The following is a 16,498-nucleotide window of genomic DNA, read 5'->3' as shown; positions in this document are numbered from 1 at the left end:
TATCAGAATGACTGACTTGTCACCATGGATCCATGTCTTCCCCGGCTTCCTTCTTTTACTCATTGCGATCGTGTTTCCGGGCGCCTTGCTTGCATGGGCAATGGGATATCGGAGACGTATCTTCCTGATCGCCACTCCCTTGCTCTCAGTGTTCCTCATGGGGACGGGAGCGATCGTGGCACAAAGGGCTGTTCGTCCATGGGGATGGGGAACTTACATCAGCTGGACACTCCTGTGGGTCGTAGGCGCATACGTTGTGCGAGGAGCCCAACAACTCATACGTCGCCGACGAAGTGCGAACCACGCGCGAGTATCTGGCTCGACTGCCTGCATTCGAATTCCACCACCTGCGAATATCGTGGCGTACTCTCTGGGCGGTATGCTGGCCATCTTGGTCAGCGCCTACGGAGTGATTGCTCCCATAGGCAACCCGGCGCGCCCCCCACAAACTTGGGATGCTGTTTTCCACCTGAATGCCTTACGGTGGATCCTCGATACAGGGGACGCATCGACTCTGCATCTCGGTGCCGTGGCGACGTCAGATGGTACACCAGTCTTTTATCCTGCGGGGTGGCATGACTGGGCAGTATTGGCTGTTCCAGGGACAGCGGGAGACGTGGTGGCTGCGGCAAACGTTTCTGCACTGGTCATCGCTGCGCTTCTATGGCCCTTCACTGCAACGATGCTTGCAGCAACACTGAGTAAGCGCAGAACGTGGATATGGGCGATCGGACCTATAGTCGCGAGCTGCTTTACGGCCTTTCCCGAACGTCTGATCTCATATGGAACACTGTGGCCGACTGCGTTGTCATACGTGCTTGTCCCTTTGGTAACGAGCATCATTGTTGAAATGTTGCGTAATCACTGCTCACGTAGGGCCTCACTGCTCGTCCTTATGGTGATGGGCCTTGGTGCTATCGGCATCGCCCATCCGACGGGCGTCATCGTCGCTTTTGTCTTTGTCGTGTGGCGCTTTATCGGACACCTGGCGGCGCTTGGAAAGAACCGGGTCCGTGCGGGAGCAAGCTGGAAAATCTTAGCGTGGAGCATGCCGTTTGTCCTCGCCGGAGGACTCTTCGGCCTGACACGCACAAGTTTTTGGCGATCAACTACCGGATATGAACGTCTGAAACCATTTGGAGAGTTTCAGCGCGAGCTGAGGGGAGCGCTAATTGACGCCCAGCTTCCCGATCAAATACACGGCAATCAGCAAGGGATAATTTTACTGGGAATTCTGACAATAGGTGGGATTCTCGTCTGCGTTGGTCAGAAACAGGGATGGGTCCTTCCGGCCTGGGCATCCATCGTAGCCCTATATCTGATTGCTGCAGTACTGTGGAAACCGGGCCTGAAGCTCGTGGGCCTGTGGTACACAGATCCTGCTCGTATAGGCTCAGCAATTCCCCTCATAGCTGCGCCGGTGTCTATAGTCGCGCTGGCGACGGTGATTCATGTCGTGCACTGGCACTGCGCGCGTGCGTTGGGAGCGGACGACAAGCGACGCTCACTGCGTCCCCTGCTATTGCTGACCTGTTTCGGAGTCACGATCGGGCTCCTATACGTCCCAACGGGTAAATACGGGCGCACAGTAGGAGCGCACCAACTGTACCTGAACTATATGCAGCTGAACCAACAGGGCTACAGTTCTCTGGTCTCTGATGCTGAATTAACGATGATGGCGAGAATAAAGGAAGAAATCCCCCCGGATGCCGAGGTAATCGGAGATCCGATGAATGGTTCGTCCTTGTTGTATGCGGTTGCCAATGTTGATGTCACTTTCCGCCACATCACCGGGTCATACGATCCTGACCTGCTTGATGCCGCCTATAACATCTCAGACATGCTGGAAGATCCTGAAATCTGTCGCGTCCTGAATGCGCACGACATTCAGTACTATTACACCGACTCGTTGACATATTGGCCGGAAGAAGCAGATACGCGCCCACTATCTGTGGGACTGCGCGAAGGTCGATTCTTGACGAGGCATATGCGCTTGGTTGATCGAGGCGGAACTGCGGCGCTCTGGAAGATCACACCTTGCGAGGAGAAATGACGATGCCTGTGCGATTGAGTAGTCTGTGGTGGCTTACCTTAAATCAGAGCCGAAAGGCGCTAGCATTTAGAGCTAAGTGCATCCTGCGGTAGGCAACCGCGCCAATTAAGGATTAAGGAGAATGCAGTGGAGAAGGACCAACCGGATCTCGTTGTGGTGGGTGCGGGCCTATTTGGACTGACGATCGCACAACGAGCTGCAGAAGAGCTTGGACTCAAAGTCGCCATCATTGAGAAGCGCTCCCACATTGGTGGAAACGCATGGTCGGAAGAAGAACCAACCACCGGCATTGAGGTCCACCGCTATGGCGCTCACTTATTCCATACATCCAACGAGCGGGTGTGGGAATACGTCAATCGCTTCACTTCTTTTACGAATTACCAGCATCATGTCTACACCACTCACAACGGCGAAGTGTTTCCCATGCCGGTCAACTTGGGCACCATCAACCAGTTTTTCCGCGCGGCGTACACTCCCGACCAGGCGCGCGCGGTCGTTAAAGAGCAATCCGCCGAACTGGGTGACAAGAAGCCGGAAAACTTTGTCGAAAAAGGAATCTCCCTTGTCGGGCGTCCGCTCTATGAAGCATTCTTCATGAACTACACAGCCAAGCAGTGGCAAACTGAACCGGAAAATCTTCCCGCTTCAATCGTCTCGCGCCTGCCTGTCCGCTACACCTATAACAATCGGTACTTCAACGACACCTATGAAGGGTTGCCAACCGACGGTTATGGCGCGTGGATGGAAAAAATGGTGGACGACCCGAATATCACGGTGTACACCGATACCGATTTTTTCGACGATTCACACGAACTCAGCCGATCCCATGTTGTCGGCAAGATTCCAGTTGTGTACACCGGCCCGATCGACCGTTACTTTGACTACGACGAGGGTGACCTTGGATGGCGCACCATCGACTTGGAAGAGGAAATCCTCGACACCGGAGATTTCCAGGGAACATCAGTGATGAATTATGCAGACCTGGATGTTCCGTACACCAGAATTCATGAGTTCCGCCATTTCCACCCCGAACGCGACTACCCGACTGACAAGACGGTAATCCATCGCGAATACTCCCGTTTTGCTGAACGAGGCGACGAACCTTACTATCCCATTAACACCAGCGATGATCGCGAGCGTTTGGAAAAGTACCGCGCCAAAGCTGACAAAGAGCCCAATGTGTTGTTCGGCGGCAGGCTTGGAACATATAAGTACCTCGACATGCATATGGCGATCGCTTCTGCGCTGACCATGTTCGACAATGTTCTTAAGCCCCACTTTGTCGACGGTACGTCGCTACAGTCTGGAGAAGAAAACCAATGAGCACCAAGACACACGATGATTACACGCAGGTCGCGCGAATAGTCTTTCCCGCACAGGGGGAAGAGGATCTGCTGCCCCTGTATGTAGATTTCGGCCGGGCACACAATTCGACAGAACCCATTGATGCCGGCAGCAAGAAGGCGCGCAATGCCACACTGCGTAGTCTTGCCATGCAACGCCATGGGGGCGAAGACCATAGCGCATTGATCAACGGGGACTCGACAATGAGGCTGCCTGGAGGTCTTCGAGTCTCATTCGCGTCAGTCTTTAACGCGTTTCCCGCGAGCTACTGGCGCCAGTGGACCCGTGCGACAGCAGCACGTCTCGAAGTGACGATCAAAGGACGCGCATCGGTTCTGGTCTATAAGTCCAACGCTCAGGGGCGCTTTGTGCGTATCGACTCCGCAACGGTCGATTCGCGGACCGTTGAGTTCGACATTTCACTGAAGACGTTTGCCGATGGCGGCTGGATCTGGTTCGACGTCATTGCATCAGATGAAGACGCGCAGTTCCTCTCCGGATGCTGGAAAGTGGACGCGTGCCCTGACGGTGATGCGTCCCTGTCGATCGGCATCACCACCTTTAATCGCCCTGATTACTGCGCAAAGACAATCCTCGCCCTTGGTGAAGCCGAAAACCTGAAGGATATCCTCAAACGGGTATACGTCGTCGATCAGGGCAACAAGTACGTCAGCGATGATGAGCTCTATCCGAAAGCAGCGGAGTCGCTTGGCGATAGGCTCGTCATGATCCACCAGGGAAATATGGGAGGCTCCGGTGGATTCTCGCGCGGCATGTACGAATCGGTACAAGCTGACGAGACAGAATTCCACATGCTGCTTGATGACGATGTCATCGTGAACCCCGAATCAGTCGAACGTTTGGTTCGCTTCGCATCACTGTGCCGTAACCGCACGATCGTCGGTGGGCAGATGTTCGATCTTAACGACCGTGCAGTTGCTCACTCCTTTGGCGAGGGAATCAATACGTGGCGCTGGCTGTGGGGACCTGTTCCGGGAACTGAGAATCGCATTGATCTTGCACTGGCTAATCTCCGTCAGCGTCGTGAACTGCACCGCAGACTCGACGTCGACTACAACGGCTGGTGGATGACGCTCATTCCTGTCTCAGTGATCAAAGAAATTGGCTTGTCCTTGCCGATCTTTATCAAGTGGGACGATCTTGAATACTCGCTGCGCGCCTCCGAGCATGGCGTGAGCACAGTGACCCTCCCAGGGGCAGGTCTGTGGCACGTAGCGTGGGGTGACAAAGACGACGCACGCGACTGGCAGGCGTACTACCACGAGCACAACAGGATCCTGACGGCTCTTCTGCATTCGCCATATGACCACGGTGGCCGCCTGCCGTACGAGCTCACGACACTTGACGTGAAGCACTCTGTATCTGCTGAATACTACGCCCAGTCAGCGCGACTGATGGCAGTGCGCGATATCTTGTCTGGCCCTGAGCATCTCCACCGCACCCTCAAGACGCGCATGCAACAGCTTCGTGAAATGACGAAGAACTTTACTGACGCACAGTACAAGTCAGAGCCGGACGCCTTCCCGCCGATTAATCGTCTGAGCCGTTCGCGTTTCAAGAAAGGGCTACCCAAGGGGCCAAATATGCTGACCTTGGGGCCTTGGACACTGAAAACACTGATCCGGTTGATGACGCCTCCGAAAGAAAGCGCAAAACAGCATCCGGAAGGATTTGTTGCACACGCTGACTCGAAGTACTTTATTTTGAGCCAGTTTGATTCTGTCCTCGTCACGAAAGCGGACGGCTCTGGCACAGCATGGTACAAACGAGATCCACGGAAACTGCGCAAGCTCCTGAGTCAGTCAATTTCGGCCAGAAGCCAACTGATCAGCCGCTGGGATGAACTTTCGGCGCAATATCGACAGGCTCTTGCGCATATCGTCTCGCTCGACGAGTGGGCGAAGACTTTTGGTATCACGTCCAATGAATCAAGTGAAACTGCCGCCGCGGAGTACTGATCGAACAGAATTTTTCCATTGATGACTAAAGAACTGAGTGAATACCCACTTCGAGCGCCCGGCCATTCGGCCGGTTTGCTCGACTTGGGACGATGGAGTTTCCTCCTGCGCCTGTTGGTGAAGAAAGAACTGCGGGTACGCTACAGAGGGTCCGCGCTGGGCATGGTGTGGAGCTATGTAAAACCAGCGGTCCAACTGGTCGTTTACTACATCGCAATGGGTAAATTCATGGGCCTGGGTCGTTCCATTCCCAGCTACGTGGTCTACCTGTTCGCCGGCATGGTGATGATCAACTTCTTCAACGAGATCCTGTCCAACACCACGCGATCGATTATCTGGAACGCTCCGCTGGTGGGCAAGATCTATCTACCACGCGAGCTATTCCCGGTCTCAAGCTTGTGGGTCGCCTTCGTCCATGTTGTTCCGCAGATCGTTGTGCTGATAGTCGGAGCACTCCTCTTCGGATGGAGGCCAACCCCAGTGCACATTCTGGTCGGTGTACTTTCAGTGCTGACGATCGGCATGTTCTCCCTCGGTTTAGGTCTGCTCTTCGCGGCTTTCAACGTCTTTTTCCGTGACGCTGAAAACTTCGTTGACTTGCTGTCGATGGTTGCTATCTGGGTCTCGCCTGTGTTCTACCAATGGCATATGGTGGCGGATGTCTTCCCTCGGTGGCTTGTCAACCTCTACATGCTGAACCCTCTTGCGATGGGCGTCGAACTGTCTCACTTCTGCTTCTGGGCACCGACGCAAGGCGTTGTCGAAGCCGGCCATACGAGCTGGGACCTCATGGCCTCAAACATGCCCGCACTGATGATGGGATCCTTCGTCATTGCGTTTGGTGTGCTGCTCATCGGCCAACTGGTCTTCCACCGTCTTGAAGGTAAGTTCGCACAGGAGTTGTAAATGAACGATCCTCACAATTCTGGGTCCGAAGCCCTCGAGATGGTCCGGCTTGAACACCTCGATAAGGAATTTCGGCTGCGCCACACCCGTTCCATCAAGGAGTACGTGGTGTGGACTTTGAAGGGGCGCAAAGATGAACTGGACGATTCCTTCAAAGCGCTCGACGACCTGTCATTGTCGATCCACCAGGGCGAGTCCGTGGCACTGCTCGGCTTCAACGGATCAGGAAAATCCACCACGCTCAAACTGATCAGTGGTGTGATGCGCCCCGATCAGGGCACTGTTCTGGCTCGCGGCAGAATCGCCGGTTTGATTGAAGTTGGCGCGGGAATGCACCCGGATCTGACCGGGCGCGAAAACATTTACCTGAATGCGGCGATTTTGGGCATGAAAGAAAAAGAGATCGACGAAAAGTTCGATCAGATCGTGGCGTTTAGCGAGATCGAGAAATTCATCGATACTGAGGTGAAATTCTACTCCTCAGGTATGTACATGCGGCTTGCTTTTTCCGTTGCCGTCCATTGCGAGCCTGACGTCTTCCTGGTCGATGAGATTCTCGCCGTGGGAGATGAGCCTTTCCAACGCAAGTGTATTTCGAAGATGGAAGAGCTTCGGGGTACCGGCCAGACGCTTGTTGTTGTCAGCCATGACCTCGAAATGATTAAGAACATTTGTGAGCGCGGCATCGTGCTGGATCATGGAGTCAAGAAGTTCGATGGGTCAATCGTTGAGGCCGTCGACTTCCTCCGCGCCTCTCGATAAGGACCAAGGTGCCGCCGGACTTTTGTGAGGACACGCCCGCGCCGCGCGAAGTCGCCAGGAGGCTAAGGGCGCAGCTGCGCGCGTTCCTGGGTGGCGATGCGGGCGATCGGGTCGGCAACGGCTGGATCGTCTCGGTCAAGCCCGCCGCAGGCGATGATAACCAGAGGCTGGCTGCGGCTCAGCGCCCAGAGCAACAGGCTCGTATCTGCAACCAGACCCCGGCTCATCACAGCGATACGTGGCGGCAGGTCGATGCTGCCGTGCAGGGATGCCGGCGTAGCGCTGTCAGTGCGTGGAGATCTGGGTACAGCGCTGTCAGCGCGTGGGGACTTCGTCACGCCACCGTTACCATGCACGTATCCCGACGCAGCGCCCTCATCGTGCGCAGCGCCAGGCGCGCCGCCGTCAGTCTCCCACAACTGCTCCCACGCTAGATTCGAGGGCTCATCGACCCGCCAGCCGGTAGGGAAAACAGGCAACTCGTCGGCATCGAACTCCGGCACGTCGCCGCAACCTGACACCTCAGCGATCGCATCCATCATCGCGCCTGGCAGGTCTCCATCCCATTGCAATGCCAGCGCTGACAGGTTATGCGCATACACACTCACACCGGCCCCATCAGCGGCGCACGCCCGCTCAGACACCTCGCCCGTGATTAAAATGTCGGCGTCCCCCTCGTCCATGAGGGCCGCGTCAACGGTGCGCCACCCGCACAGCCACGAGGCACCCGCCCACAGACACCCTTGCCACGAAGACGGCATGTCCACGCAGATCCGTCCGCGCGGCTGACAGTCCTGATCGTCGAGGGCGACCTGCCCGCTCGGCGCGTTGATGCTGCGGCTGTCACCGCTGTCGGCGCCAGCAAGGTCACCCCACTGGTTCATCGCGGAATACTCCATCAAAAGGTTCGCGATCTTGGAGAACCAGCGGGCCAGAACAGGGCCGGAGAGCTCGGTGCGCTGAATGGGGGAGGCTGCAAGGTCGTACCACGTCAGTAGTGGCAGCGGCTGTCTTTGAAGCAGGCTGACCAGCTGATGAAGAGTCATACTCGGTACGTTAGCGAAAAAGGTGCGGTAACGGGAACGCGCCCGCGGGGGGGGGCTGAATAACGGTTAGGTCACCGTGAGTGGCCACGCTAACCCGTGATGCGACACAGCGACAACTCGACACGCCGAGTGGCGGAGAAAAAATCGCAAGCCAACTTGACACCGGCGGATAACAACGGTGTAATTCAGGTACGAACTGTTTACGGCGAGGGGACGATAAATCGTGTGGAACATCCTGGGTGACGGACCTCTGACATGGTCCGAGGCTGCGGATGTCGAGGCATTTGCCCGTGCTGATGGCCCGCTGGCGTGGCAGCAGCATGCGCTGTGCGCACAGACAGATCCAGAAGCCTTCTTCCCGGAAAAGGGAGGATCGACGCGCGAAGCGAAAGCCGTGTGCCAATCATGCTCAGTGCGCGAAGAGTGCCTGGAATACGCATTAGCTCATGACGAGCGATTCGGAATCTGGGGCGGATTGTCCGAACGGGAGCGTCGCCGCTTGCGCCGTGCCGCTGGCTGATGACATGACCTCCAGCGCTTCGCACCGCTCGGCGCACACTACGCCACCCTCGTCCACCCCTGAACAATCAGACGCTGACGTCTCACCTCATGGCGATGAGCCAGGTTCACGCCGCGCGCGCAGCCACACTGCTCACGGCGTTGTCGCCGTGCTGGTCACCCGTTCGACGAATGACAACCGTTGCCGCGCAGCCGCGGTCAGTATCGATTCCCAGGCCGAACGGCCCGAACACCTCGTCATCATCGATGCGGAAGCTGGGGATCCCCGGCCACCTCACACTGCCGCCCAGGCTGACGAACACGCCACGCTCGACAATGCCATTCGTGACTTCACGGTTCCGACCACCTTCGTCTCAACACCAGGTGCGCGCAACCTCTCTGACGCCATCCACCGTGCATATGCCGACAACGATCGCGTGGCTGAACTGATCGATAATTCCACGTGGCTGTGGATCATGCACGATGACTGTGTGGCGCACCCACAGTGTCTGTCTCGTCAGTGGAATACCGCCCAGAGCGGACGCACAATCGGCGTGGTCGGTGCCAAACAGGTCGCAATGGACGGCTCACGCCTCCTTGAGTTGGGTATTCGCGCCACCCGTTCAGCACGGCGAGTCGACACAGTAATGCCCGATGAGATCGATCAAGGTCAATACGATGACACGTCCGATGTCCTCGCGGTCGGCACCGCCGGCATGCTGGTGAGCACGCAGGCATGGACGAAACTGGGCGGCTTGAGCCCCAACCTCGGACCTTTCGGTGACGGACTGGAGTTCGGCCGCAGGGCGCGGCGCGCCGGGTACCGCGTCGTCGTTGACCCGAAGGCACGAGTACGACATGAACAGGCCAGCCTGCATGACCAAGGCACTGACCATCCCGATGACGCGTCTTTCCAGGCACGCCGATATGCCCAGTTGTTCAACTGGATGGCGGCTGTGCCGTGGTGGCAACTGCCGCTGCTCATGGTGGCTCTGACCGTGTGGACACCGCTGCGTGCCATCGGCAGGATCATGACCAGTGCCGCCCACCTGGCGATACCTGAGCTGAGCGCCTGGCTCAAGCTGATCGCACACACGCCCGACCTGATTCGCGCACGCCACCTTGCCGCCCGCACCGCCACACTGTCTCGACGAGTACTCGCATCAGTGGAAGCCAGTCCGCGCGAGGTGTGGCGCGCCCGTAAACTTCGAGCCCGCACCATTCGCGCACGCAACGACATGGACGAGGGCGACCCCATCCAGCATGCCTCACTGCGCAGCTACCGCATGACCAGTGCTGTGACGTTCACCGTGATGACCGTGATCACTGTCGCACTCAGTATCGTCCTCTGGCACTCGCATCTGTCCGCCCTGCGCGGAGGTGCCTGGCTTGCATTGCCATCGACATTGAAACAGACGGCGCAAGCCGCGCTGACATGGTGGTTGCCGTCAGGCAGTGGAATTGCTGCTGTTCCTGACCCGTTCCTCGTTCTTCTCACGGTGCTCATTGCGCCGTTGTGCGCCTTGGGAGTATCCCCAACGTATGCGACTGCTCTTTTGCTGGCCGCAGCCATACCGGCATCGTGCCTGACAATGTGGGCCCTTTCGTGCGCTGTGACGACCTCAGTGCGCCTTCGAGTCGTCATGTGCATGGTGTGGGCCTGCGCCCCGACATTGCTGCTGGCATTACTCCACGGACGTCTCAGCGCCGCCCTCGTCCACGTCTTTCTTCCCCTGGCAGCGTGGGGCTGGATCCGACTGATCAGCCGCGCAAAGCCAACACTGGTCGTCCCGAGCGCGGATGGTGTGGCCACTGTTGACCGCCATGTCCGTGCCGGCGGAGCGTGGGGGATTGCGGCAATCAGCCTGGCCGTCATCGTGAGCGCGGTGCCTGCCCTGATGGGTGCGGCTGTGCTGATCGCCGCGGTTGCACTGATGCGGTGGAGGAGGCGTGCCGCCGCCCTCGCGTGGTCCCTCGTGCCTGCTGGAGTTGTGATCACCCCATTGGTCAGCGCGGCGATCCGTACTGGCGGTACGAGCTGGCACGCGCTCATTACGCCTGGCGGTGGAACACTTGCAGTTCCTCCTGCGCAGGCCTGGCAGATCGCACTGGGTCTGCCCTTTGACATTCGTGCCCCCTACGGAGAACTCAGCAGACACAACCCGTCGGTGTGGACGTGGTTGAATATTCACGGTTTGACCACAGCGCTCATCTGCGGGGCGGTCGTTATTGTCATGCTGGCGGTGTGCGCCCTGTTGAGCATCCTCCCTGTGCGTGCCCATGAGCCCTTCACCCGCATGTGGGGAATGGCCGTGGCAGCGCTGAGCCGGTTCGCAGCCTACGGTGTGAGCACAGTGCCAGTGGCACTGGGGGCCGGTGCTCATGCCCCTGTCGGATGGCTCGCTGCAGACACGGTAGCCTATGCGTGGCCCGGCCCCTTTATTTCACTGGGACTGTTGGGCATGACCCTCGCGCTGTCAACGTGCGACAGTCCGCACTACACGGCCAAGGCTGAAGACGGTGAGCTGACTGTGCGCATGCGCGCATGGTCGCAGCGCCCGCCTCTCATCCGTAGCGCAGCCACCGCACTGGTTGCCTGCACCGCGCTGGTCCCCATGATCGTGTGGGTCACGATGATGATGGCGCCCCCAACGGCGAGCAGAGTCACCGCCACATCGCGCCCGGCCCTGCCAGCCGTGTCCACTCACGCACAGGAATCACCGCGAGGCGGACGCACCCTCGTGATCGCCCCACTCGAACCGTCCGCCGAAACGTCTGGCTCAGCCGAGGGGACAGGCGCGGCCAGTCCACATGATCATCAGGAAGACGAGGCCGCGACGCGCGCTCAAGGCGCACTGGCCGCGTGGATCCTGCGCGCCCAGGACGTGTCATGGACCGATGATTCAGCGCTGACACGATGGGCCCGTCTGATCGCAGTCAGTCCGAGCGAGGCGGATGGCGATGCAGCCCTCCCAGACCCCGCATCCGCGCAGCTTCTCAGCGCACTCGCCACGCTGGTTGCGACCCCTGACGAGCAGGCTGCGCGCATCCTGTACCAGCACAACATCGACACAGTGGTGTGCACCGGATCGAAAGGTTCGCACGCGGCTGCTTCTCACTGCCAGGCCAGCGTCGAAGAATCACTCGACAAAGTGGCGGCACTGGAAAAAGTAGGTGACACGGATGCGGGCGCCCTGTGGAGAGTCCGACCAGATTCAGCCCAGCCCGCACATTTACGGATCGGCACGACGCCGATTGACTCCACTCAACTCGGCACATCAGTCGCCCTTGATACTGGAGCAGGGGTGGACGAGGGAGCCCCTGCCACCCTGGTGTGGGCGGAGCGTTCAGATGCGCGCTGGCATGCCACTGTGGACGGGCGCGCACTTGAATACGTGACACCCTCGGAAGCCACCTGGGCTCAAGGCTTTGCACTGCCAGAATCGGGGCACCTTGTCATCACCTGGTCGTGGTGGCCGCAGACCCTGTGGCGCGTTGTGCTCGCTGTGGCCGGAGCCGCCTGCATTATGGGCCTCGTGCCACTCAGGAGGCGCACATGAGTACCGCGCACACACCCACAGCCGTGCCCCGCACGAAGCTGGCACGCTCACGGCGACCGATGGTCGCCGCACTGATCACGATTATGGCTATCGCGTCAATCTGCTACCTGGCCGCACGCTCCGCCACAACGCAGCCCAGTGCCATCGGCCCGGCCCGTATTGAAGCTCCGGTTGTGACGGCGTCCCCCTCGTCAGTGACACTGGGCTGCCCGGGAGGCCTGGACGACCCGCAAGCCGTCGGCAATACGCGGATGCCGGCGCAATGGTGGGTGTCACCTGCCGGATCCTCTGGTGTCAACGCTGGCGGGAACGATGCTGCAAAGAACGAACCACACGTGGCACTCACCGTGACAGGAGAGCGTGTGCAACGTGCCACCGCGCTGGTGCTGTCGGGAAACGGCGGAGGAGAACTGCGCTCCTTGGTGCTCGACACATGCCGACCAGCTCTGCAGGACCAGTGGGTTGCGCTCGGAAGTACTCTCGTGGGAGAGGACGTGGTGCTCCAACTGGTCAACCCATCCGACAAGTCGACACAGGTTTCCATCGATGCAATCAGCGAATCTGGCCCGACCACCACGCCAGGACCTGCCGTCGTTGTCCCGCCCCAATCACGCATGTCGCTGCTGGCAGCCTCCTGGTTCCCAGGATATGAGCGCCTTGCACTGCACGTTCGAGCCGACGGTCCCGGCGTCATCGCCTGGGCACAGTCATCCGGCATGAACGGTGAGACACCGTTGGGACTGACGCGAATTGCAGGGCAGCCAGCATCGCTGGACTCCGTCATAGCGTTGCCGGATCGCACCGCACTCGAATCAGCAGCCATCCGTATCGCCGTACCCAGCGGAGAGAACGCGCAGGTCACGTTGAGCGTGCTGAACCCCGTGGGAACAACGCCGTTGGCCGGCACCGACCAGCTCACCGTGGACAACGGGACAGTTCTGGATGTGGATATTTCCACGCTGGATGACCAGGCTCGTGCAATTCGCGTCCAATCAGATGTGCCCATCGCGACAACCGTGATGGTGAAGACGGTTGGGAGCCAATGGAACGGGTCGCAGACGCACTGGGAAGACAGAGATGCATCCGTCGGGGTCGCTCCCGTCACGACGCTCACCATCCCGGCTCGCCAGGACCTCGGGGCGCTCCTGAGTGACATTCTGGCTGAGGAGCAGGTGGCGCGTCCAACAGCCCTCGAAACTGCCAGCGGTGCAGAACTGAGCACCATGTCCGTGCTTGTCACCACCGGCGCGAACGCCACACAGGTGAGTATCGGGGACCTCACACACGACTTGCCAGCCGGGACAAGCACGCAGATCGATCTGGACGAAGCAGCTCAGCAGACACTCGAAGCCAGCCAGCCGGTCCACGTCAGCCTCGCACTGAGTGCGAAGACACCGACAGGTATGCTTCACGCGGTGACAGGGCTGGATCACGCCGGGTTAGGACAAGGCCAGGAAACGATCCTCATGACGCCCAGCCGATAAGCGGACCGGACTGAAGCGACTACATGTCGAAATACTCTTCGAGCTCGTCGGGCGGAATCGCCAGAATATGCGAAATACGGTCAGCCAGAATCTGACGCATCACCGTGTCCATGTCTGAGCGCGCGCTGTGCAGCTCCATCGCCCGGCGATACACGACGATACGGTCACGCAGCCCGCGCCGGCGATCAGCGGGAAAAATGCGGGCAATGACCACCGAATGGTCCTCCCACGCAGCAGGATCGGACGGTGGAACATCCTCCACACCGAATTCAATGGTCGCCACAGCTGGCCACCGTTCAGTCAGCTCACTGACAGCATCTTGAACGCAGCGCACAAACTGTGCGCGCCGCGTCATTCGCGCAGGGATGCCCGGAACAAACTGTGGTCCGCGCGTCCCTCGTCCGTGGCGATCACGACGACCTTGACTCCGTGTAGGCACATGGCCACTGTAAGCGATGACATGGCGAAAATGGCAGTCAACCTTGGGTGTGCCTCCACGCAACCGGCGTCAGGCCACCCTACAGTAGAAGGCGTGATGCTGGCTCGACACTGTTCCAAACCCGGATGCGCAGGGGCTCCTGTTGCAACATTGACGTATGACTATGCCGATTCGACGGCCGTCCTCGGTCCACTGTCAACAGCGAGCGAGCCGCACGCATACGACTTGTGTGAACGCCACGCGAATAATCTGACTGCCCCTCAAGGATGGCAAATCGTGCGTTTGCAGAGCTCGTTTGACCCGGCACCACCATCGGCCGATGACCTGATGGCGCTCGTTGACGCAGTCCGCGATGCCGCCCACACCGATTCAGCCTCACCAGTGGCTCAATGCGTCGCGCACCACGCCCAACAAGGCGACCCGGCTGCCCCCTCGTCAATTGACGGGAAAGACACACCCAACCGCCCCTGGCAGGCTGAACGCGGCCCCTTCGCTGGTGATCACGAGGCCAGAAAATCACGGTTCCATGTGATTACGACACAGGGAATGACTCCTGAGGACAAGGAATAGTTCAGGCAGCACCGATCTCAAAAGGCACGGCGCCTGCGCGTGACCTTTGAACGTCATCACGGTGATGGCGACGCACGTCGCGCACATACTCGCGATTACGCAATGTCACCAGGAATGCCGCGATGAAACGCTCCGCATCAGCCGTGGGCGGGGCAGGTGAGACATAATCCAGCAACGAGTGGGCGTACTCCGATGTGAGCTGAGCGCGCTGAGCTGGCGACATGGTTGCGATCGTGCGCATCAGATACAGGCCGTACGCCCTCACGTCACTTCCAGGATCAGTGAACAACGCAGTGTCAGCCCATCGCTTCAACTCCGGTGGCATCACCAGGGGAACAAAATGTGCCGGCTCAGGCAGTCGGACCACGATCGTTCCTGCAGCGATATCACCCAGACGCTTTGACTGCTTGTTGACCAGCGATGTCACCGCGGCAACCGACCCCATCGTCATGAAAATTTCCAGGAGCGCGGACACCGCTCGCATCGCGATCTGACGCATCGTGACAGGACCACCGTCATCTCGAACAACCTGCAGGTGGAACGCCCATTTGCCCAGTGAGCGACCATGCGTCAAAAACTCCACAGTCATCGGGGCGATCAGGAAGATCATCACCATCGTGCCGATGATACCGATGCGTTCCAGTGACCATGAGTCAAAGGTGCCCAGAAACGTCATCAGCAAGAACACGCTGCCGAAGGTGGCGATATACACATACATATCGATAAGGAGAGCCAACCCACGCACCACGGGGGAGGCGGGGTAGACGTCCAGGGAGACACCCTCGCCGGTTTTCAACCGGTTATCGGAAATCTTGCGTACGGGCGAGACGTTTGGGCTCATGTATGACATGCTAGCTCGAGTGGACATAGATGCGCTGAAAGCTTCGCGGTCGCCTTCATGGGATCGACTCCATACGCTTGCACGGATGCGCCGCCTGGACGGCGATCAGATTGACGAACTCAGCCTGCTGTACAGGCGTGCATCTTCGGACCTGGCGATGATACGCGCCACCATGCCTGATCCGGACCTCATCCACCAACTGTCCAACGACCTGGCGCGAGCGCGTTCACGCCTGACCGGAACGTCAGGCGCATCCCTGGTTGGCATGGCTCGATGGTTCAAAGTGACGCTGCCTGCCGCACTGTACGAAGTGCGGTGGTGGACAATCGGCATCATGGCGTTGTTCCTGACGATTACCATTACTGAAATTGTGTGGCTCGGACGCAACCCCGCTGCCATTGAAACGCTGATGGAGCCAGAAGCAGCACGATCATTCGTCTTCCACGACTTCGTGGAGTACTACTCACAGGACACGAACGCCCAGTTTGGCGCATCCGTATGGTTTAACAACGCATTTATCGCCATCCAGATGATCGGCGCGGGTATCACCGGAATCATGCCGTTCGTGATCATTTACAACAATGCTGTCTCCATGGGGGTAACAGGTGCGCTGGTTGTGCACTATGCGGGGCCAGCTTTCTTCCTGCATTACATCCTTCCGCACGGTCTGCCCGAGCTGACGGCGATCTTCATTGCCGGTGCGGCAGGGCTGCGCCTGTTCTGGGCTCTGATCAGCCCAGGTGGTACCACCCGCGGACGAGCCCTTGCGCGAGCTGGCAGGTCAATGGTGGTGATTTGCGGCGGCCTGGTGATCCTCCTGGCAATCTCCGGTTTCATCGAAGGATTCGTGACGCCATCATCATTGCCGAACTGGATTCGCATCGGCAGTGGGGTACTGGTCATCACCGCACTGTGGCTGTACACGTTCATCCTCGGAGGGCGTGCCCACAAGCTCGGGATCATTGGCGATCTGGAATCGGATGCCGGGTACGCGCAACCCGTTGCTGCCTGACCTG

At 58.9% G+C, this 16,498-nt stretch carries 13 protein-coding genes; 10 read left to right on the top strand and 3 right to left on the bottom strand.

Annotated features, from left to right (window positions below):
- Nucleotides 1-7: 7 nt before the first annotated feature.
- From BLT69_RS07090 to BLT69_RS07070, 5 genes are all read left to right on the top strand, one after another.
- Nucleotides 8-2,053 carry a DUF6541 family protein gene (locus BLT69_RS07090; RefSeq protein ID WP_058237040.1) on the top strand — a complete coding sequence of 682 codons (2,046 nt, stop codon included), beginning with the start codon at nt 8-10 and terminating at the stop codon, nt 2,051-2,053.
- Between the two features lie 126 nt (nt 2,054-2,179).
- Complete coding sequence (gene glf / locus BLT69_RS07085) at nt 2,180-3,376, top strand: UDP-galactopyranose mutase (protein WP_092648719.1); 1,197 nt, start codon at nt 2,180-2,182, stop codon at nt 3,374-3,376.
- Complete coding sequence (locus tag BLT69_RS07080; protein WP_092648718.1) at nt 3,373-5,376, top strand: glycosyltransferase; 2,004 nt, start codon at nt 3,373-3,375, stop codon at nt 5,374-5,376. The genes glf and BLT69_RS07080 overlap by 4 nt, the downstream gene beginning before the upstream one ends.
- 21 nt (nt 5,377-5,397) lie before the next feature.
- Complete coding sequence (locus tag BLT69_RS07075) at nt 5,398-6,282, top strand: ABC transporter permease (protein WP_092648717.1); 885 nt, start codon at nt 5,398-5,400, stop codon at nt 6,280-6,282.
- Nucleotides 6,283-7,044, top strand: coding sequence for an ABC transporter ATP-binding protein (locus BLT69_RS07070; RefSeq protein WP_058237036.1), 762 nt, complete (start codon nt 6,283-6,285; stop codon nt 7,042-7,044).
- A gap of 62 nt (nt 7,045-7,106) precedes the next feature.
- Here the strand turns inward: BLT69_RS07070 and BLT69_RS07065 are convergent, their stop codons facing one another.
- Nucleotides 7,107-8,090 carry a hypothetical protein gene (locus BLT69_RS07065; RefSeq protein ID WP_092648716.1) on the bottom strand — a complete coding sequence of 328 codons (984 nt, stop codon included), beginning with the start codon at nt 8,088-8,090 and terminating at the stop codon, nt 7,107-7,109.
- Between the two features lie 250 nt (nt 8,091-8,340).
- Here BLT69_RS07065 and BLT69_RS07060 point away from each other — a divergent pair, with 250 nt between their 5' ends.
- The 3 genes from BLT69_RS07060 to BLT69_RS07050 are packed head-to-tail and all read left to right on the top strand — an operon-like array spanning nt 8,341 to nt 13,632.
- Entirely contained in the window at nt 8,341-8,610 is a 270-nt protein-coding gene (locus tag BLT69_RS07060) for a WhiB family transcriptional regulator (RefSeq protein ID WP_371935782.1), read from the top strand.
- Nucleotides 8,537-12,148, top strand: a complete 3,612-nt coding sequence (locus tag BLT69_RS07055) for a glycosyltransferase (RefSeq protein ID WP_092648715.1) — start codon at nt 8,537-8,539, stop codon at nt 12,146-12,148. Before BLT69_RS07060 ends, BLT69_RS07055 begins: the two co-directional genes overlap by 74 nt.
- Nucleotides 12,145-13,632 (top strand): DUF5719 family protein, encoded by a 1,488-nt coding sequence (locus BLT69_RS07050; RefSeq protein WP_092648714.1) that lies wholly within the window; start codon nt 12,145-12,147, stop codon nt 13,630-13,632. The genes BLT69_RS07055 and BLT69_RS07050 overlap by 4 nt, the downstream gene beginning before the upstream one ends.
- A gap of 19 nt (nt 13,633-13,651) precedes the next feature.
- Here the strand turns inward: BLT69_RS07050 and BLT69_RS07045 are convergent, their stop codons facing one another.
- Nucleotides 13,652-14,071, bottom strand: coding sequence for a metallopeptidase family protein (locus tag BLT69_RS07045; RefSeq protein ID WP_092648713.1), 420 nt, complete (start codon nt 14,069-14,071; stop codon nt 13,652-13,654).
- 93 nt (nt 14,072-14,164) lie between these two features.
- Here BLT69_RS07045 and BLT69_RS07040 point away from each other — a divergent pair, with 93 nt between their 5' ends.
- On the top strand, nt 14,165-14,641 hold the full coding sequence (locus BLT69_RS07040) for a DUF3499 domain-containing protein (RefSeq protein ID WP_092649122.1): 477 nt from the start codon (nt 14,165-14,167) through the stop codon (nt 14,639-14,641).
- 1 nt (nt 14,642) lies between these two features.
- On the opposite strand, the gene BLT69_RS07035 is transcribed toward BLT69_RS07040, so the two are convergent.
- On the bottom strand, nt 14,643-15,482 hold the full coding sequence (locus BLT69_RS07035; RefSeq protein WP_157886372.1) for an RDD family protein: 840 nt from the start codon (nt 15,480-15,482) through the stop codon (nt 14,643-14,645).
- On the opposite strand from BLT69_RS07035, the gene BLT69_RS07030 reads away from it, so the two are divergent.
- Nucleotides 15,481-16,494: a stage II sporulation protein M gene (locus BLT69_RS07030; RefSeq protein ID WP_058237030.1), complete on the top strand. Its 1,014-nt coding sequence runs from the start codon at nt 15,481-15,483 to the stop codon at nt 16,492-16,494. The genes BLT69_RS07035 and BLT69_RS07030 overlap by 2 nt on opposite strands.
- Nucleotides 16,495-16,498: the final 4 nt, after the last annotated feature.

This window comes from Schaalia radingae (genome assembly GCF_900106055.1).
Classification (GTDB): Bacteria; Actinomycetota; Actinomycetes; order Actinomycetales; family Actinomycetaceae; genus Pauljensenia; species Pauljensenia radingae_A.
Note: the sequence above shows the minus strand (reverse complement) of the source record. Positions and strands in the feature narration are given on the sequence as shown.

What these genes read in the sequence shown, in the direction of transcription:
- BLT69_RS07090 (WP_058237040.1), top strand. Translation starts at nt 8, where the DNA reads ATGACTGACTTGTCACCATGGATCCATGTCTTCCCCGGCTTCCTTCTT.
- BLT69_RS07080 (WP_092648718.1), top strand. Translation starts at nt 3,373, where the DNA reads ATGAGCACCAAGACACACGATGATTACACGCAGGTCGCGCGAATAGTC.
- BLT69_RS07075 (WP_092648717.1), top strand. Translation starts at nt 5,398, where the DNA reads ATGACTAAAGAACTGAGTGAATACCCACTTCGAGCGCCCGGCCATTCG.
- BLT69_RS07070 (WP_058237036.1), top strand. Translation starts at nt 6,283, where the DNA reads ATGAACGATCCTCACAATTCTGGGTCCGAAGCCCTCGAGATGGTCCGG.
- BLT69_RS07065 (WP_092648716.1), bottom strand. Translation starts at nt 8,090, where the DNA reads ATGACTCTTCATCAGCTGGTCAGCCTGCTTCAAAGACAGCCGCTGCCA.
- BLT69_RS07055 (WP_092648715.1), top strand. Translation starts at nt 8,537, where the DNA reads ATGACGAGCGATTCGGAATCTGGGGCGGATTGTCCGAACGGGAGCGTC.
- BLT69_RS07050 (WP_092648714.1), top strand. Translation starts at nt 12,145, where the DNA reads ATGAGTACCGCGCACACACCCACAGCCGTGCCCCGCACGAAGCTGGCA.
- BLT69_RS07030 (WP_058237030.1), top strand. Translation starts at nt 15,481, where the DNA reads ATGTATGACATGCTAGCTCGAGTGGACATAGATGCGCTGAAAGCTTCG.
- BLT69_RS07035 (WP_157886372.1), bottom strand. Translation starts at nt 15,482, where the DNA reads ATGAGCCCAAACGTCTCGCCCGTACGCAAGATTTCCGATAACCGGTTG.